14 protein-coding genes are annotated in these 17,558 nt (G+C 65.9%); 11 read left to right on the top strand and 3 right to left on the bottom strand.

Annotated elements, in window-relative coordinates; translation table 11 throughout:
- Positions 1-106: 106 nt before the first annotated feature.
- From DSD28_RS07465 to DSD28_RS07430, 8 genes are all read left to right on the top strand, one after another.
- The gene (locus DSD28_RS07465; RefSeq protein ID WP_119255749.1) at positions 107-994 is read left to right on the top strand and encodes a carbohydrate ABC transporter permease; all 888 of its coding nucleotides are present in this window, start codon (positions 107-109) and stop codon (positions 992-994) included.
- Positions 991-1,812 (top strand): carbohydrate ABC transporter permease, encoded by an 822-nt coding sequence (locus DSD28_RS07460; protein WP_119255748.1) that lies wholly within the window; start codon positions 991-993, stop codon positions 1,810-1,812. The genes DSD28_RS07465 and DSD28_RS07460 overlap by 4 nt, the downstream gene beginning before the upstream one ends.
- A 95-nt stretch (positions 1,813-1,907) precedes the next feature.
- Positions 1,908-3,662, top strand: a complete 1,755-nt coding sequence (locus DSD28_RS07455) for an alkaline phosphatase (RefSeq protein WP_119255747.1) — start codon at positions 1,908-1,910, stop codon at positions 3,660-3,662.
- A gap of 137 nt (positions 3,663-3,799) precedes the next feature.
- Entirely contained in the window at positions 3,800-4,264 is a 465-nt protein-coding gene (locus DSD28_RS07450; protein ID WP_119255746.1) for a hypothetical protein, read from the top strand.
- A gap of 3 nt (positions 4,265-4,267) precedes the next feature.
- Entirely contained in the window at positions 4,268-4,954 is a 687-nt protein-coding gene (locus DSD28_RS07445; RefSeq protein ID WP_119255745.1) for an ABC transporter ATP-binding protein, read from the top strand.
- Positions 4,951-6,207 (top strand): ABC transporter permease, encoded by a 1,257-nt coding sequence (locus DSD28_RS07440; RefSeq protein WP_119255744.1) that lies wholly within the window; start codon positions 4,951-4,953, stop codon positions 6,205-6,207. Before DSD28_RS07445 ends, DSD28_RS07440 begins: the two co-directional genes overlap by 4 nt.
- Positions 6,208-6,481: 274 nt before the next feature.
- On the top strand, positions 6,482-10,477 hold the full coding sequence (locus DSD28_RS07435; protein ID WP_432430845.1) for a Pls/PosA family non-ribosomal peptide synthetase: 3,996 nt from the start codon (positions 6,482-6,484) through the stop codon (positions 10,475-10,477).
- A complete protein-coding gene (locus DSD28_RS07430; RefSeq protein WP_119255742.1) occupies positions 10,474-11,124 on the top strand; it encodes a 4'-phosphopantetheinyl transferase family protein in 651 nt (216 codons plus the stop codon). The genes DSD28_RS07435 and DSD28_RS07430 overlap by 4 nt, the downstream gene beginning before the upstream one ends.
- On the opposite strand, the gene DSD28_RS07425 is transcribed toward DSD28_RS07430, so the two are convergent.
- On the bottom strand, positions 11,106-11,696 hold the full coding sequence (locus tag DSD28_RS07425) for a YqaA family protein (RefSeq protein ID WP_119255741.1): 591 nt from the start codon (positions 11,694-11,696) through the stop codon (positions 11,106-11,108). The genes DSD28_RS07430 and DSD28_RS07425 overlap by 19 nt on opposite strands.
- Positions 11,697-11,866: 170 nt before the next feature.
- Between DSD28_RS07425 and DSD28_RS07420 the strand changes: the two genes are divergently transcribed.
- Complete coding sequence (locus DSD28_RS07420; protein WP_119255740.1) at positions 11,867-13,273, top strand: pyridoxal phosphate-dependent decarboxylase family protein; 1,407 nt, start codon at positions 11,867-11,869, stop codon at positions 13,271-13,273.
- A gap of 9 nt (positions 13,274-13,282) precedes the next feature.
- On the opposite strand, the gene DSD28_RS07415 is transcribed toward DSD28_RS07420, so the two are convergent.
- Positions 13,283-13,756 carry an Lrp/AsnC family transcriptional regulator gene (locus DSD28_RS07415; RefSeq protein WP_119255739.1) on the bottom strand — a complete coding sequence of 158 codons (474 nt, stop codon included), beginning with the start codon at positions 13,754-13,756 and terminating at the stop codon, positions 13,283-13,285.
- A 125-nt stretch (positions 13,757-13,881) separates the two neighbouring features.
- Between DSD28_RS07415 and alr the strand changes: the two genes are divergently transcribed.
- Both alr and DSD28_RS07405 read left to right on the top strand, forming a co-directional pair.
- Entirely contained in the window at positions 13,882-15,015 is a 1,134-nt protein-coding gene (alr, locus tag DSD28_RS07410; protein ID WP_119255738.1) for an alanine racemase, read from the top strand.
- Positions 15,016-15,055: 40 nt separating this feature from the next.
- Entirely contained in the window at positions 15,056-16,348 is a 1,293-nt protein-coding gene (locus tag DSD28_RS07405; protein WP_348627906.1) for a D-amino acid dehydrogenase, read from the top strand.
- A gap of 76 nt (positions 16,349-16,424) precedes the next feature.
- Here the strand turns inward: DSD28_RS07405 and DSD28_RS07400 are convergent, their stop codons facing one another.
- Positions 16,425-17,540, bottom strand: a complete 1,116-nt coding sequence (locus DSD28_RS07400) for a branched-chain amino acid ABC transporter substrate-binding protein (RefSeq protein ID WP_119255942.1) — start codon at positions 17,538-17,540, stop codon at positions 16,425-16,427.
- Positions 17,541-17,558: the final 18 nt, after the last annotated feature.

Here is a 17,558-nt window from a genome sequence, read left to right as displayed (position 1 = left end):
TAGCATTCGATTTCGAGCGGTGAGCAAGCTTCCTGCTTTCTCCCCCTTGTGGGGGAGATGCCAGCAGGCGGAGGGGGCTTGGCCCGACTATCCAGAAGAGGACACGATGGCGACGACGAGAAGACAGATCGAGGCTCCCGCCTTCCGGATGCTGGCGACGCCGCTCGTCGCCTTTCTCCTCCTGTTCCTCGGCTTCCCGGCCGTCGTCAACCTGATCTATTCCGTCTCCGACGTCACCTTCGAGACGCTGCGCCAGCCGACGCTTTCCGGCTTCGGCAATTTCGTTGCGGTCGCCACGGACGGGGCCTTCTGGCGGGCGACATGGTTCTCCCTGCGCTTCGGCCTGCTGACCGCCGTGCTGGAATGCGCGCTCGGCCTGTTCCTCGCCATCTTCCTTTCCCCGCTCATCGAGAAGCGAAGCTGGCTGCTGGCGATCCTGATGATGCCGCTGATGGTGGCCCCTGCCCTCGTCGGCCTCATGTACCGGCTCGTGCTGCACGAATTCGTCGGCCCGGTACCCTATTATCTCTGGGCCTATTTCGGGGCCAGCATCTCCTTCCTCGGCGTCGATTCCGCCTTCTGGACGCTCGTCGCCATCGAGACGCTGCAATGGACGCCTTTCGCGCTCCTGCTCTTCTACATGGCCTATCAGGCGATCCCCGTGGAGGTGACGGAGGCGGCGACGCTCGACGGCGCCAGCCCCTTCCAGCGCCTGCGCGATATCGAATTGCCGCTGATGATGCCGACCATCGCCGTTGCGCTCCTCATCCGCTTCATCGACGGCTTCCGTGTCTTCGACAATGTCTATGTGCTGACCGGTAGCGGCCCGGGCGGGGCGACCGCCTCGCTGTCGATCTATATCTACGAGGCCTTCTTCAAGCAGGGCGCGATCGGCAAGGCGGTCGCCGCCTCGGTGATCCTCTTCGCCGCATCCTTCGTGGTGCTTTACGGCCTCAACGCCTATGCCGCCCGCCGCAAAGGAAAAGGCCGATGATCCGAGCGCTCCGCTGGGCGGTGTTCGCCCTTGCCGCCTTCGCCCTCAATTTCCCGATCCTCGTGACGCTCGTCACCTCGTTCAAGAGCGCGCGGGAGCTTTCCGCCAATCCCGGCCTCTGGATCAAGGCGCCGACGCTGGAGAACTATGCCACGGTCTTCACCGTCAGCGACCGGCTCAACATCTTCCTCTATCTCTTCAACAGCCTCGCCGTCTCACTGATCGGGACCGGGCTTGCGGTCGTGCTGGCGCTGCCGGCCGCCTATGCCATCGCCCGCGGCAAGCTCGGTGAGCGCACGCTCCTGCCGCTGATCGTCAACCTGCGCGCCGTGCCGCTGATCATCTTCGCCATTCCGCTCTACATGATGTTCCAGTGGCTGGCGCTGCTCGATACGCTCATCGGCCTCGGCCTCATCCTCACCATCGTCAACCTGCCGCTGGTGCTGGTCATCCTCGTCAACGCCATCAACGACGTGCCGGAGGAGCTGGACGAGGCCGCGCTGGTGGACGGGGCGAGCCGCTTCCAGATCCTCGTGACGATCCTTGCGCCCGTCTGCCGCCCGGCCATCGTGACGAGCCTCATTTTCGGCTTCATCACCGCCTGGAACGAATTCCTCTTCGGCCTGATGCTGACGACCTCCAAGGCCGTGCCCATCACCGTCGGCGCGTCCTTCTTCTTCGCCGCGAGCGGCGGCGGCGTGCAATGGGGCGTCGCCTCCGCGGTGATGATCGTCGGTGCCCTGCCCCCGCTCCTGCTCGGCCTCGTCATGTACCGCCAGATCAGCGGCTCGATGACGGCGGGCGCGGTGAAGGGATAGGCCGGTTGTCCACAGCGGACGGCCAACTGTAATACGCACGTCATGTAGGCTTCTTATGCGCAAGGGGTAACGCACCGCTCAAGAGAGGCCCTCCCATGCGTAAACTCCTCCTCGCTCTCGCATCGGCAACGATGCTCGCAGGCGCCGCGAATGCCGCGACCGTCTACCCGCTCGACCGCGCGACCATCCTCGCCGGCTCCCCCTTCGACTTCAAGGTCGAGTTCGATGCCGTCGTGAAGCCGGAAGACGTCAAGATCACCGTCAACGGCCAGGACTACGAAACCGTCTTCGGCAAGAAGGCCGAATTCGTTGCTGAAGAAAAGGACAAGGACGACAAGGTCCTCGGCTCCGCGCTCATCCTGCGCGACCTTTCCGTCGCGGCGGCCGGCGCCTACAAGGTGGAGGTTTCCGTCGGCGATGAGACCAAATCGGTGAACTGGGACGTCTACGAGACCGCCGCCCAGCCGAAGGCGAAGAACATCATCTTCCTCGTCGCCGACGGTCTTTCCGTCGCCCACCGCACGGGCGCGCGAATCATGTCCAAGGGCATGACCGAGGGCAAGGCGAACGGCCGCCTCGCCATGGACGACATCCCGCCGGTCGCCTTCATCGGCACCTCCTCGACCCATTCGATCGCCACCGACAGCGCCAACACCATGTCGGCCTACATGACCGGCCACAAGGCGCGCGTCAACGCGCTCGGCGTCTATGCCGACCGCACGCCCGCAAGCCTCGACGACCCGAAGGTCGAGACCATCGCCGAAGCCCTGCGCCGCACCACGAAGAAGTCCATCGGCATCGTCTCGACGGCCGAGCTGGAGGATGCGACGCCGGCAGCGGTGGTCGCCCACACCCGCAAGCGCGCCGACAAGGCGGAGATCGTCGGCATGATGCTCGACGTCCAGCCGGACGTCATCCTCGGCGGCGGTTCGGCCTACTTCCTTTCCAAGGACGTGCCGGGCTCCAAGCGCAAGGACGACAAGGATTACATCGCCGAGTTCAAGAATGCCGGCTATGCGCTGGCGACCGACAAGACCGAGCTTGCCGCTGCCGCCGGCTCGAACCAGGACAGGCTGCTCGGCCTCTTCCACACCAGCAACATGGACGTGACGCTCGACCGTGAATTCCTCAAGAAGGGCACCGTCGACAAGTTCCCGAACCAGCCGGGCCTCGTCGACATGACCCGGGCCGCGCTCGACAAGCTCTCGAAGAACCCGGAAGGCTTCTTCCTGATGGTGGAAGGCGCCTCGGTCGACAAGATGAGCCATCCGCTCGACTGGGATCGCGCTCTCGTCGAGACCATCGAGTTTGACAAGGCCGTGGCGGTCGCCCGGGAATTCGCCGACAAGAACCCCGATACGCTGATCGTCGTCACCGGCGACCACACGCACGGCGTCGCCATCATCGGCACGGTCGACGACGACAAGCCCGGCACGGAAATGCGTGAGAAGGTCGGCACCTATGACAATGCCGGCTTCCCGAACTACGAGGACAAGGACGGCGACGGCTATCCGGACCGCGTCGACGTCTCGCGCCGCCTGTTCATGGCCGCCAACAACGGCCCGGACCACTACGAGACCTTCCGTCCGAAGCTTGACGGCCCCTTCGTTCCGGCGATCCAGAACGAGAACAAGGAATATGTCGCCAACGAGGCCTATAAGGATGTGCCCGGCGCGGTCTTCGTTCAGGGCAATATCCCGAAGGATGAGGACACCGGCGTCCACGCCGTCGACGATATCGTGCTCCAGGCCACAGGCCCGGGTGCCGAAGGCTTCCGTGGCTACATGGAACAGAGCGATGTCTACCGCGTGCTGGCCGACGCCTTCGCACTCGGCGCGGTGAAGAAGTAGTCAGGCTGTACCGGGGGGAAATCCCCCGTCCCGCTGCCACCCCTTTCCCGCAAGGAGTGGGGTGGCGGCAAAGCGGTTTCACCCCGTCCCTCTCCCCGCGTGGGGAGAAGGTCCGGCAGGCGGATGAGGGGCCGACCATGGAGACGACCATGCGACAGATGTTCAAGCGGCGGCAGGTTCTGGGAGCGCTTGCGGCCTTCTCCGCCCTTCCCCTCGCCCGTCCGGCGCGCGCGGCGGAAAGGCTCGGCTTCGGCGAGCTCTACAAGAGCTTCGGCGTGCTCGGCCTCGAATTCTCCGACAAGGTGAAGCGGCTGAACGGCGCGGATGTCACCGTGAAGGGCTTCATGGCGCCGCCGCTGAAGGCGGAAGCGAACTTCTTCGTCCTCACCGAAATCCCGATGTCGCTCTGCCCCTTCTGCTCTTCCGATGCGGACTGGCCGGACAACATCCTTGTCGTCTATCTCGCGCGCAGGCAGACCTTCGTGCAGTACAATGCCCCGATCGAGGCCCATGGCGTGCTGGAATACGGCGCCTGGATTGACCCGGAAACCGGCTTCGTCAGCCAGCTTCGCCTGCGCGAAGCCGCCTTCGATACGGTCTGACCCATGCTTTCGCTCGACACTGCCGATCTCACCATGCGCTTTTCCGGCCTCGAAACGCCGGTCCTCGCCATCGGCCGCCTTCACGTTCCGGCCGGCGGACAGCTTGCGGTCACCGGGGCGTCCGGCTCGGGCAAGAGCACGCTGGTGAATGCGATCACCGGCCTCGAGCGCGTGACCGGCGGAACGGTCTCCTGGGGCGGAACGGACATCACGCGTCTTCCGACGGGCCGGCGCGATGCGTTCCGCGCAGCGCATATCGGCCTCGTCATGCAGGATTTCCATCTCTTTCCCGGCCTTTCGGCGCTGGAGAATGTCGTGCTGCCGATCCGCCTTTCGCGGCGACTGGAGCCGGCCGAGCGCGAACGGGCGCTCCGGCTCCTCGACACGGTCGGCATCGCGCGACCGCAGCAGGCCATAGAGACCCTGTCGCGCGGCGAGATGCAGCGTGTCGCCGTGGCGCGGGCGCTCTTGGCAAGACCCGGCGTCATCGTCGCCGACGAACCGACCGCCAGTCTCGACGGGCGCACGGGTGAGGCCGTCGCAGACCTCCTCGTCGAGCTTGCCGGGGCGGAAGGGGCGACGCTGATCGCCGTCACCCACGATCCCGCCCTGACGGAGCGGCTCGACCGGCGCATCGGCCTTGCCGGCGGCCGGATCGTCGAGGACAGCGCGGAGGCGCTTGCAGCATGATCCGTTTCATCCTCGCCGACCTTCGCCGCTTCAAGGCGGGCGCCTTTGCCGTCGTGGTGCTGATCGCGCTTTCCGTCGCGCTCAGTGTTACCGTCACGCTGCAGGAGCGCGCCGTGCGGCTCGGCAGCGCGCGGGCGGCGGAAAAATTCGACCTTCTGGTTGGAGCCGCCGGCAGCGAGACCCAGCTTGCCCTTTCGGCCGTCTTCCTTCAGCCCTCGCCCCTGCCGCTGATGTCGGGCGGCGTGCTCGCCAAGCTATCGGACGATCCGCGCGTTGATTTCGCCGCGCCGGTCGGCTTCGGCGATTCGGCGGACGGATATCCGGTGGTCGGCACGACGACGACGCTCGTCTCCGCTCTTTCGCCCACGCTTGCCGAGGGCGCGCTTTTCACCCGCCTCGGCGAGGCCGTGGTCGGCGCGGACGTGCCCAAGCGGCTTGGCGCGGAGATCAAGCCGATGCACGGCGCCGCCGACGAAGGCGGCCATACCCATACGGAAATCGCCTATACCGTGACCGGCCGGATGGCGCCGACGGGCACGGCCTGGGACCGGGCGATCCTCGTGCCGATCCGCGCGGTCTGGCAGTTGCATGGCATGGAGGAAAAGGCCGGCCATGAGGATCACGATCACGAAGGAGATGCCCACGAGGATCATGATCACGACCACGAAGCCCATGTCGATGCGAATGCGGGCCTCGATGAGCATTTCGATGCCGCAACACCGGGAATTCCAGCCGTTCTCGTCAAGCCGAAAACGGTCGCCGACGCCTATCGCCTGCGGCAGGAATATCGCGGCGAGACGACGCTCGCCGTCTTTCCCGCCGAAGTGCTGACGCGGCTTTACGCGACGCTCGGCGATGCACGCAGCCTCCTCCTCGCCATCGCCATCGGCACGCAGGTGATCGTCATCGCGGCAATCCTGCTCGTCACTGTCATGCATGTCGGGGCGCGCCAGCGGCAGATCGGGGCGCTGCGGGCCTTCGGCGCGCCGCGGCGTTCGGTGCTGGCCATCGTCTGGGGCGAACTGTTCGTGCTCTTCCTTGCCGGCTTTGCGCTCGGCATTGCCGTCGGCTATGCCGCCGCCGAGGCGATCTCCGCCTCGCTGGCCGCTACGACCGCCGTCCGCATGCCCGTGGAGTTCGCGCGCGAGGACGTTCCCCTCGCCCTCTGGTTCCTGTTCCTGGCGGTGCTGGTCTCGCTCGTGCCAGCCGTTTCCGCCCTCCGCCTCAGCCCGGCGCGGGCCCTTCGGGCCTGATTGCCATGCAAAGGAAGCACAGCACGAGAATTTGATATCGTTTCGTGTCTGTCTGCCTCAAAATTCCGCTTTTCTTTTAGCAAAAGCGCGCGTAAGGCGCGAATAAGACGACGATGACGACGGCGGCTGCCAACGGCCCCGCCGGACGATTCGAGCGGTCCCGCGCCGGTAAGGGCGCGCCACTGCCGAACGTCACCTCGCCGGACATGGCACAAGCAGGATTTCGAATATGAACGACGCAGGCACCCATTTGCGCGGCCTCAGCCGGGGCGTGATGGACACGACCGAGAGCGGCCCGATGCCGCAGATCCTGTGCGGCCCCGATTCGCCGCGCGCCGGCCAGCCGGAAGAGCGGCTTTCCCGCGTCTTCGAGGGCCTTGCCGCAACCTTTGGGGACGCGCCGGCCGTGCTCGATTCCGGCCGCACCTGGACCTATCGCGAGATGGACGCCGCCGCGAACCGCTTCGCGCGCCTGCTCGCCGGGCGCGGCGTCAAGCCCGGCGACCGGGTGGCCCTGCTGCTCGACCGCTCCGCCGAGACCTATATCGCCATCCTCGCCGTCATGAAGGCGGGCGCGGCCTTCGTGCCGCTCGCCCCGGCCTTCCCCGAGGAGCGCATGTCGCTCATCGTCGAGGATGCGGGCGTCAGCCTCGTCGTCACCATCGCCGGCTATGCCGCGCGCGCCGCAGGACTTTCCGTCCCTCATGTGGTGATCGCCGCCGATTGCCCGGAAGCCGCCCGGCACCCGGGTACGCCGCTCGAACTCGGCTTCTCCGAAGACGACATCTGCTACATCCTCTATACCTCCGGCACGACCGGCCGGCCGAAGGGCGTGGCGGTGCGCCACCAGAGCATCTGCAACTTCGTCCGCGTCGCGGCCGATGCCTATGGCTACCGCCCGGGCGACCGCGTCTACCAGGGCATGACCATCGCCTTCGACTTCTCCACCGAGGAGATCTGGGTGCCGTTCGCCGCCGGCGCGACCGTCGTTCCCGCGCCGGGCCGCATGACGCTGGTCGGCGAGGAACTTGCGGATTTCCTGCGCGCCAACGACATCACCTGCATGGCCTGCTCGCCGACGCTGCTTTCCTCCATCGAGAGCGACGTGCCGAGCTTGCGTGCCATCCTCGTCGGCGGCGAGGCCTGCCCGCACAACCTCGTCACGCGCTGGTCGAAGCCGGGCCGACAGATCCTCAACACCTATGGCCCGACCGAGGCGACCGTGACGGCGACGATGGGCTACCTGACGCCCGAACGCCCCGTGACGATCGGCGCGCCGCTGCCGACCTATTCCATCGTCATCCTCGATGCCGAGGCGCCGCAACTGACGGCGCCGGGCGAGCTTGGTGAAATCGGCATCGCCGGCATCGGCGTCGCGGTCGGCTATCTCAACCGGCCGGACCTGACGGCGCAGAAGTTCATCCCCGATTTCATCGGCCTGCCGAACAATCCCTCGCAGCGCATCTACCGCACCGGCGACCTCGGCCGCATCAATGCGGATGGCGAGATCGAATATCACGGCCGCATCGACACGCAGGTGAAGATCCGCGGCTACCGCATCGAGCTCGGCGAGATCGAGGCCGTGCTGCTCGACCAGCCCGGCATCGCGCAGGCGGCCGTCACGACCTGGGAGATCGAGCCCGGCCGCGTCGAGCTGGTCGGCTACTATGCGCTGAAATCCGGCACGGACACGCTTGCCCGCGCCGACCTCGGCAGGGAACTGCGCCGCCGCCTGCCCGACTACATGGTGCCCTCCTTCCTGGAGGAGCTTCCGGCCCTGCCGATGACCGTGTCCGACAAGGTCGATACGCGCAAACTGCCGAAGCCCATGAGCCTTCGCCTCGGGACCGAGCGTAAGGAAATCCTGCCGTCCACCGACGACGAGCGCTTCCTCACGGAAGCGCTGCGCGACGTGCTGAAGATGGACGACATCTACGCCGAGGATCATTTCTTCGACGATCTCGGTGCCAACTCGCTGCTGATGGCCCGCTTCTGCGCGAAGCTGCGCACGCGCAAGGAGTGGGCGACCACCTCGATGCGCGACATCTACATGCATCCGACGGTGGCCGGCCTCGCGCGGCACCTGCGCGGCCCCGAGGAAGAGGTTGCGGCCGTGGAAGAGCCCTGCCTAACCCACCGCGCTTCGAACCTCGCCTACTGGACCAGCGGCGCGGCGCAGCTCGCCTTCTACGGCCTCTACAGCTATTTCGGCCTGTGGATGCTGAACTACGGCCTCAACTGGGTCTACGACATGCTCGACGATCCGGTTCGGCTCTATCTGCGTTGCGCCATCCTGTCGGCTGCCGTGTTCTTCGGCATGTCCGGCTTTGCCGTCGCCATGAAGTGGCTGCTGGTCGGTCGATGGAAGGCCGAGAGCTTCCCGATCTGGGGGCTTCGCTATTATCGCTTCTGGGTGGTCAAGACGCTGATCCGCACTGCGCCGGTCGTCCTCTTCCGCGGCAGCCCGCTCTATAGCCTCTATCTGCGCCTGCTCGGCGCGCGGCTCGGGCGCAGCACCACCATCGAATGTCGCACGATCCCGGTCTGCACCGATCTCATCTCCATCGGCGAGAGCTCGATCCTGCGCAAGGAATCGATGATTCTCGGCTACCGGGCGCAGGCCGGTTACATCCATACCGGCCCGATCTCCATTGGCCGCGACGCCTTCGTCGGCGTCGGCTGCGCGATCGACATCGACACATCCATTGGCGACCGCGCCCAGCTTGGCCATGCCTCCTCGCTCCAGCGCGGGCAGCATGTTCCCGATGACGCGCACTGGCACGGCTCGCCCGCCGTCCCGACAAATGCGGATTATTGCAAGGTGCCGGTCGTCACGCTCTCCAAGACGCGGCGCATCCTTTACGAGGCCGTGCAGCTCATCACGCTCTTTGCCGTCGTCACGCCATTCCCGCTGTGGTTCCACAGCTACTGGCAGAATGTCAGCGACGACTACCAGGAATCGATCGGCATCGTCGCCATCGGCACGACGGTCACGCTCATCGCCCTCATTGCGGCCCTCGCCTTCGTCGCCCTGGTGCTGCCGCGGCTGTTCAGCCTCGTCCTGAAGCCCGGCCGTACCTATCGGATGTACGGCTTCCATTTCTGGCTCCAGTCCATCGTCGAGGCCGGCACCAATGCACGCCTGCTCAACCTGATCTTCGGCGACAGCTCCGCCGTCGTCCACTATATCCGGGCGCTCGGCTGGAACCTCAACAAGGTGGTGCAGACCGGCTCGAATTTCGGCAGCAACCAACAGCAGGACAATCCGCTGTTCTGCGAGATCGGGACCGGCACCATGGTCTCCGACGGCCTCTACATGATCAACGTGCACAAGTCGGCCTCCGCCTTCCGGCTGGCGCACACGAAGGTCGGCGAGCGCAACTATTTCGGCAACAACATCTTCTATCCGCCCGACGGGCGGACGGGGGAGAACGTCCTTCTCGGCACCAAGGTCATGGTGCCCATCGACGGGCCGCTGCGCGAGAATGTCGGCCTCCTCGGCTCCCCGCCGTTCGAGATCCCGCGCATGGTCAAGCGCGACAAGGAACTGATCCAGGGTGTCAGCGACGAGGACCGCCGCGCCCGCCTGCCGCACAAGAACCGGCATAACCTCGTAACCGCGCTGATGTTCATCGCCGTGCAGTGGACGATGCTGTTCGTGACGCTGGCGATCTGGGACCGGGCGCTCAACTACTATACGGAATGGGCACAGGTGGCGCTCTTCGTCGCCGTCGTCCTGACGGCGGCCGTCACCATTCCCTTCTATATCCTGATGGAATGGGCGAGCCTTCGCTTCCGCAGGCTCCGGCCGCAGATGACCACCATCTACGACGTCGATTTCTGGCGCCACGAGCGGCACTGGAAACTGTCGGATTCGCCCATCGTGCGGCTCTTCGCCGGCACGCCGTTCCGCCCGATGATCCTGCGTGCGCTGGGCGTCAAGGTCGGCAGGCGCGTCTATGACGGCGGGGCCAACCTGACGGAACGCTCGCTGGTGGAGATCGGCGACGACGCCACGCTCAACGAAGGCTGCGTCATCCAGGCCCATTCGCTGGAGGAAGGCGCCTTCAAGTCGGATTATATCCGCATCGGCAACGGCTGCACGCTCAGCCCCTCCGCCTTCGTCCATTACGGCGTGACGATGGGCGAAGGCTCGATCGCCGATGTCGACTGCTTCGTGATGAAGGGCGAGATCCTCGAACCGCACTCGATCTGGCGCGGCAATCCGGCCAAGCTCCACGCCTTCGCCAGACCGGTCCTGGCCGAATGAGCGACAGCGCGGCCGAGACCGCGCTGCTGGCGCAGATGGAGCGGCTGGCCCCGCCGGCGGTGCGGCTCGGCTGCCGGCTTATCCGGGCGGGCGACGAGGCTCTTCTCCTGCCGGAAGAGGCTGCCGCCCTTCCGGCCCGCCGGCTCGCGGCCCGGCGTTCAAGCGGCGCAGCCCGTGCGCTTGCGCGAGGTCTGCTGGCGGTTGAAGGCATGACTTCCGCTGCAATCGGACGCGGTCCTGCGGGGGAGCCGCTCTGGCCGACAGGTTTCACAGGTTCGCTCGCCCATGACGACGAGATGGCCGTCGCCGCCGTCGCCCGCAAGGCCGATATTGCCTCGCTCGGCATCGATGTCGAGCCGGCCGAGCCGCTACCGGACGAGATCGCCGCGCTGGCCGTGATGCCCGGCGATGTCCTTGGGGGCATCGATCCCCGCCTTGCGGCACGCCTTCTCTTCAGCGCGAAGGAGGCGGTCTATAAGGCCACCTATCCGCTGGACGAGGAAATCCTCGGTTATGAGCACATCGGCGTCGATCTTGCGCGCCGCGAGGCCATGACGGCGCGCGGCCGCAGGATGCGGCTCTCCTTCTGCCTCCTGCCCCGCATCGTCGTCCTTGCCGTCGCGGAGGATCAGCCGGCCAGCAGGTGATAGGCGACGTAAAGCACGATGAGGCCGACGGCCACGGCGCCGAGGATGAGCCCGAGGCGCTTTTCCACGAAGGCCTGGATCGGTTCGCCGTAGCGGCGCAGCAGGAAGGCGAGGAGATAGAAGCGAAAACCGCGCGCGACGATCGCCGACAGCACGAAATGCCAGAGCTTGATATGCGCGACGCCTGCAAGGATCGTCACGATCTTGATCGGCGGCAGGTGCGCAAGGCCCGACGTGACGAGGAGAAGGTTGAGCTGCCCCTCGGTGACATGGGATTTCAGCTGCTCGAAGGCCTCCAGCTTGCCGTAGAACTCGAGCACGGGCTTGGCGACCGCCTCATAGGCATAATAGCCGAGCATCCAACCGGCAATGCCGCCGGCCACCGATGCCGCCGTGGCGACGAAGGCATAGCGGTAGGCCCGCTCCGGCCGGGCGAGCGCCATGGGCAGGAAAAGGACATCCGCCGGCACCAGGAAGACCGAGCTTTCGACGAAGGCGATAAGCGCAAGCCAGGCTTCCGCGGCCTTGCGTCCGGCAAGCGAGAGGGTCCAGGCGTAGAGTTTTCGTAACATGGGATTTCGTGTCTGCCGAACAGGATGGGGAATGGCCGGGATGCAGCCTCCGGCTTGGTACATGCTTCGCCCCGTGAACTCAACCCGCGCCCCTGCCCGCATCGCCGCCGCAGGCATTGCAAATCATCGCCCGAGCGCCGAGAAGAACGATAGGCATAAAGGGAGAGGACATGGACAGCGAAGAATTCCGCCAATGGTCGCGAACCGTCGCCGACTGGGGCGCCGACTACCGTGCAGGGCTGCGCGACCGACCCGTGCGGGCGCAGACGAAGCCCGGCGACATCATCCGGCAGATTTCCGATGCCGCCCCGGAAACCGGCGAGACGATGGAGACCATCTTCGCCGATTTCGAGCGCATCATCCCCGATGGCATCACCCATTGGCAGCATCCGCGCTTCTTCGCCTATTTCCCGGCCAATGCCGCGCCGGTCTCGGTGATCGCCGATTACCTCGTCACCGCCGTCGCCGCGCAGTGCATGCTCTGGCAGACTTCGCCGGCGGCGACGGAACTGGAAACGCGCGTCGTCGACTGGCTGCGCAAGGCGCTCGGCCTGCCGGACGGCTTTTCCGGCGTCATCCAGGATTCCGCCTCCACCGCGACGCTCGCCGCCGTGCTGGTGATGCGGGAAAAGGCGCTCGGCTGGAAGGGCAACAGCGAGGGGCTGGCGGCGCACGGCGCCGTTCGCGTCTATGCCTCCGGGCAGGTGCATACCTCCATCGACCGGGCGATCTGGATTGCCGGCATCGGGGAAGCGAACCTCGTGCGCATTCCCACCAAGGGAGCGCTGAACGGCATGGACCCGCAAGCGCTGGATGCCGCGATCAGGGCGGACCTTGCGGCCGGCCACATTCCCGCTGGCGTCATCGCCTGCACGGGAGGAACCTCCATCGGCGCCTGCGATCCCATCGCCGAGGTGGCGGCGGTGGTGAAGGCGCATGGCCTCTACCTCCATGTCGATGCCGCCTGGGCGGGTTCGGCCATGATCTGCCCGGAATTCCGTACCCTCTGGGAGGGCATAGAGGAGGCCGATTCCATTGTCTTCAACCCGCATAAATGGCTCGGCGCCAATTTCGACTGCTCGGTGCAGTTCATCCGCAGCCCCGAGGATCAGGTGCGCACCCTGGCCATCCAGCCGGAATATCTGAAAACCCACGGCCACGACGGCATCGTCAACTATTCCGAATGGTCCGTGCCGCTCGGCCGCCGCTTCCGCGCGCTTAAGCTCTGGTTCCTGATGCGCTATCACGGGCTGGAAGGGCTGCGCGCGATGATCCGTAACCATGTCGAATGGTCGGCGGAGCTTGCCGCACGGCTGGCCGCCGAGGCCGATTTCGAGATCGTCAGCCAGCCGGTCCTGTCGCTCTTCTCCTTCCGTCACAAGGGCGCGGGAGGTGCCGACCGGCACAACATCGCCCTCGTCAACGCCATCAACGACGACGGCCGCATCTATCTCACGCAGACCCGCGTCGACGGGCGCATCGCCATCCGCTTCCAGGCGGGCCAGTTCGAGATGACGCGCGACGATGCCGATACGGCCTTCAAGGTGATAACCGAGGTCGCACGCGCATTGCCGTAGGCGACAGCGTCAGGCGCGCTTCGTCCGTCCTCTCGGCTTCGTCGCCAGCACGTTGCGGATCGCGAAGCTCGAATGGATCCGCGAGACGCCGGGCATTGCCGAGAGGATTTCCTTGTGGATGCGCTCGAATTCGCCGGCATTGGCGACCTCGACGCGCAGCAGGTAATCCGAGCCGCCCGTCATCAGGAAGCATTCGCGGATTTCCGGGTGTTTTCGCACGGCCGCCTCGAAACGGTCGAGGTGGTCCTCCGTCTGGCGTTCCAGCGTGATGTTGATGATGACCGCGATGGTCGATTCCGCATTCGAGGCATCCACCAGCGCGGTATAGCCGCGGATGACGCCCGCCTGTTCCATCAGCTTGATGCGCCTGAGACAGGCCGAGGGAGACAGGCCCACCTCGGCCGCCAGCCGCGCATTGCTCATGCGTGCATCGAGGCGCAGAAGGCGCAGGATGTTGCGGTCTATGGCATCGAGAGCGGTCATTGCATATCATTCCAAACCGTCGTCGTTTCTTTCAAAAATCATAGCCGCACACAACAATCAAGCGCTGTTTCGTCGGCAATTTCACGATCGTTTCACTAGGCTGCGCGTAATGCGGGAGGCTGGACATGGACGGCGTGACGAGAACAGACAGGCAGAGCGAAGCGGCCGGCGCCGGTGGCGCATCGGGCTACCTGACCATCGATCTGGCGGCCCTTGCCCGCAACTATGAACGGCTCTGTGCCGAGGTCGCGCCGGCACGTGCCGCCGCCGTCGTCAAGGCCGATGCCTATGGACTCGGCGCCGCCCGGGTCGCCGAAAGGCTCTATGCCCATGGCTGCCGCGATTTCTTCGTCGCGCAATTCGTCGAGGCCCTCGCCCTGCGTCCGTTGCTTGCCGCCGACGCGACCGTCTTCGTGCTGAACGGCCTGCAGCCCGGCAATGAATTCCCCGCCGCGCGGGACGGTATCGTGCCGGTCATCAACTCGCTGGCGCAGTGGCAGCAATGGGCGGATGCCGCCCGGATGCTCGCCCGCAGGCTGCCGGCGGTCCTGCAATTCGACACCGGCATGTCGCGCCTCGGCGTGCCGCCGGAAGAGCGGGCCGCGCTTGCCGAACTGGTGAAGTCTGAAGGCGGAATCGACATTCTCTTCGTCATGAGCCACCTTGCCTCCGCCGACGATGCGGACAGCGAGCAGAACGGCGACCAGCTTGCCGAGATGGAGCGCGTCGCAGCGGACTTCCCGCAGTTTCCCGTCTGCTTCGCCAATTCCGGCGGTGTCTTCCTCGGCAAGACCTATCACGGCGTGGTCGCCCGTCCCGGCATCGCGCTTTACGGCGGCGCGCCGACGGCAGGACGCGCCAATCCGATGGAGCCCGTCGTGCGTCTCGACATCGCCGTGGTGCAGACGCGCACCGTGCCCGCCGGCACGCGCGTCGGCTACAGCGGCACGCATGTCACGACTGGCCCCACCCGCCTTGCCACCATCGCGGCCGGCTATGCCGACGGCATGCTGCGCAGCCTTTCGGACCGCGGCGCCGTCTTCTGCGATGGCGTACGCCTGCCCATCGTCGGCCGCGTCTCGATGGACAGCATCACCATTGACGTCTCCGCCCTGCCGGAAGGACGCCTCAAGCTCGGCAGCCTCGTGGAAGTGCTGGGCCCGCACCAGACGCTGGAGGACGTGGCGCGCGATTCCGGCACCATTGCCTACGAGATCCTGACCAGTCTCGGCCACCGATACGAGCGGCAATACCGCTAGGGCAGGTTCGCGGAAAACATCCGCCGTTTCCGCGACTGCCTTGAAAACAAAAGACAAAGCTTTTCTTTCCAATGAGGATACCATGAAAGTCATCGTTCTCGGCGCCGGCATCGTCGGCGTCACGTCGGCCTACCAGCTTGCCAAGGCGGGGCATGAGGTCACGGTCGTCGACCGCCAGCCCGGCCCGGCGCTGGAGACCAGTTTCGCCAATGCCGGCGAGGTCTCCTTCGGCTATTGCTCGCCCTGGGCCGCGCCCGGCATTCCGATGAAGGCGCTGAAATGGCTGTTCATGGAGCATGCCCCACTGATCCTTCGCCCCAAGGTCGATGGCGCCATGCTGTCCTGGATGGTGAAGATGCTCCGCAACTGCACCTCCGGCCGCTACGCCATCAACAAGAGCCGCATGCTGCGCCTCGCCGATTACAGCCGCATCTCCATCGCCGCGCTGCGCGAGGAAACGGGCATCGCCTATGACGAGCGCATGCAGGGCACCTTGCAGCTCTTCCGTACCCAGGCGCAGCTCGACGCCTCGGCCAAGGACGTCAAGGCGCTCGCCGCCGACGGCATTCCCTATGAAGTGCTCGATCCCGAGGGCTGCATCCGCGTCGAGCCGGCGCTGAGGCACGTGCGCGAGAAGATCGTGGGCGGCCTGCTGACGCCCAAGGACGAGACCGGCGACTGCTTCAAGTTCTCCAATGCGCTGGCCGCGAAGGCCGAGGCGCTCGGCGTGCGCTTCAACTATGGCAGCATCATCCGCGGGCTCGATGTGGAGGGCGGCCGTGTGCGCGGCGTCATCACCGCGCATGGCAGGCTGGAGGCCGACGCCGTCGTCGTGGCGCTCGGCAGCTTCTCGCCGCTCCTCGTCAAGCCGCACGACATCCACCTGCCGGTCTATCCGGTCAAGGGCTACTCGCTGACGATCCCGATCGTCGATGCCTCGCGCGCGCCGGAATCGACCGTCATGGACGAGACCTTCAAGATCGCCATCACCCGCCTCGGCGACCGCATCCGCGTCGGCGGCATGGCGGAAATCTCTGGCTATACCAACGATCTCGGCGAGCCGCGTCGCCTCACGCTGCAGCACTCCGTCACCGATCTCTTCCCCGGCGGCGACATTTCCAAGGCCAGCTTCTGGTCCGGCCTGCGCCCGATGACGCCGGACGGAACGCCGGTCATCGGTCCGACGAAGATCGCCGGCCTCTTCCTCAATACCGGCCACGGCACGCTCGGCTGGACGATGAGCTCCGGCTCCGCCCGCGTCATCGCCGACCTCGTCTCGGGCAAGAAGCCGGACATCGACGCAACGGACCTCGCGATCGCCCGCTACGCCTGAAATGAAAAAGCGGCCTTTCGGCCGCTCCATGTGAAAAGGGCGGGAACCCGAGTTCCCGCCCTTTCTGTTTGCAGGCTTACTGGGCGATCGGGGCGTAGGCGCCGTTGCTCCAGCGGTTGATGTCGTAGCTGGCGTTCTTCAGGTCGCCCTTCTCGTCGAAGGTGACGGTGCCGACGACGGTGTCGATCGACTGGCCGTTCTTCAGCGCCTCGGCAACCTTCGTCGGATCGTCCGAACCGGCGCGCTCGATGCCCTGCGCAAAGGCCTGGATGACGGCGTAGGAGAAGAGCGTGAAGCCTTCCGGCTTGAAGCCGCCGGACTTGATCTTCTCGACGGCTTCCTTCGCTTCGGGCTTGGCCTGCGGATCGGACGGGAAGACGAAGAGCGTGCCTTCGCCGGCCGGGCCCGCGACTTGCCAGAATTCGGGCGAAGCGATGGAATCGGGCATGATGAGCTGGAACTTGTAGTTCTGCTCGGCCGCCTGGCGCAGCATGAGGCCGGCTTCCGGGTGATAGCCGCCGAAATAGACGACATCGACCTTGGCGTCCTTCAGCTTCGTCACCAGCGCATTGTAGTCCTTCTCGCCCGGATTGATGCCTTCGGCGAGAACTTCCTTGAGGCCCTTCTCGTTCATGGTAGCGCGCACGGCGTCGGCGACGCCCTGGCCGTAGGCCGTCTTGTCATGCAGGACGGCGACGTTCTTGCCGGCATATTGCTGGGCGATCCACGGGCCGATGAAGGCGCCCTGGGCATCGTCGCGGGTGTAGAGACGCATGATGTTGGTCCAGCCCTTGGCGGCGGCATCGTCCGTCATGACCGGGTTGGAGGAAGCGGGGCTCATCATCAGCGTGCCGTTTTCGGCATAGACGGCGGAGGCCGGAATGCTCGAGCCCGAGCAGGCGTGGCCGTCGACGAAGCCGATGCCGGCGGCCGTGATGCGGTTGGCCACGGAGACCGCCTGCTTCGGGTCGCACTGGTCGTCCTCGAACTGCAGCTTGATCTGGCGGCCGAGCACACCGCCCTTGCCGTTGATGGCGTCGGCAGCAGCCTGCGCGCCCTGCTTGAACTGGTCGCCGATCGTGGCGAGCGGCCCGGTCATGGGGCCGGCCACGGCGATGGTCAGGTCATCCGCCCGCGCGGCCGTTGCCATGACGAGGCCGAGGGCCGTGCCGAGGATCAGAATGCTTTTCATATAGTTCAACTCCCCTTT

It is taken from the genome of Shinella zoogloeoides (assembly GCF_003574625.1).
Taxonomy (GTDB): Bacteria; Pseudomonadota; Alphaproteobacteria; order Rhizobiales; family Rhizobiaceae; genus Shinella; species Shinella zoogloeoides_A.
The sequence above is the reverse complement of the archived record's forward strand: the minus strand, read 5'-3'. Positions and strand labels throughout refer to the sequence as shown.

Bases quoted from the DNA above. Each gene is read 5' to 3' on its own strand.
- DSD28_RS07465 (WP_119255749.1), top strand. From the start codon at position 107: ATGGCGACGACGAGAAGACAGATCGAGGCTCCCGCCTTCCGGATGCTG.
- DSD28_RS07460 (WP_119255748.1), top strand. From the start codon at position 991: ATGATCCGAGCGCTCCGCTGGGCGGTGTTCGCCCTTGCCGCCTTCGCC.
- DSD28_RS07455 (WP_119255747.1), top strand. From the start codon at position 1,908: ATGCGTAAACTCCTCCTCGCTCTCGCATCGGCAACGATGCTCGCAGGC.
- DSD28_RS07450 (WP_119255746.1), top strand. From the start codon at position 3,800: ATGGAGACGACCATGCGACAGATGTTCAAGCGGCGGCAGGTTCTGGGA.
- DSD28_RS07445 (WP_119255745.1), top strand. From the start codon at position 4,268: ATGCTTTCGCTCGACACTGCCGATCTCACCATGCGCTTTTCCGGCCTC.
- DSD28_RS07440 (WP_119255744.1), top strand. From the start codon at position 4,951: ATGATCCGTTTCATCCTCGCCGACCTTCGCCGCTTCAAGGCGGGCGCC.
- DSD28_RS07435 (WP_432430845.1), top strand. From the start codon at position 6,482: ATGGACACGACCGAGAGCGGCCCGATGCCGCAGATCCTGTGCGGCCCC.
- DSD28_RS07430 (WP_119255742.1), top strand. From the start codon at position 10,474: ATGAGCGACAGCGCGGCCGAGACCGCGCTGCTGGCGCAGATGGAGCGG.
- DSD28_RS07425 (WP_119255741.1), bottom strand. From the start codon at position 11,696: ATGTTACGAAAACTCTACGCCTGGACCCTCTCGCTTGCCGGACGCAAG.
- DSD28_RS07420 (WP_119255740.1), top strand. From the start codon at position 11,867: ATGGACAGCGAAGAATTCCGCCAATGGTCGCGAACCGTCGCCGACTGG.
- DSD28_RS07415 (WP_119255739.1), bottom strand. From the start codon at position 13,756: ATGACCGCTCTCGATGCCATAGACCGCAACATCCTGCGCCTTCTGCGC.
- alr (WP_119255738.1), top strand. From the start codon at position 13,882: ATGGACGGCGTGACGAGAACAGACAGGCAGAGCGAAGCGGCCGGCGCC.
- DSD28_RS07400 (WP_119255942.1), bottom strand. From the start codon at position 17,540: ATGAAAAGCATTCTGATCCTCGGCACGGCCCTCGGCCTCGTCATGGCA.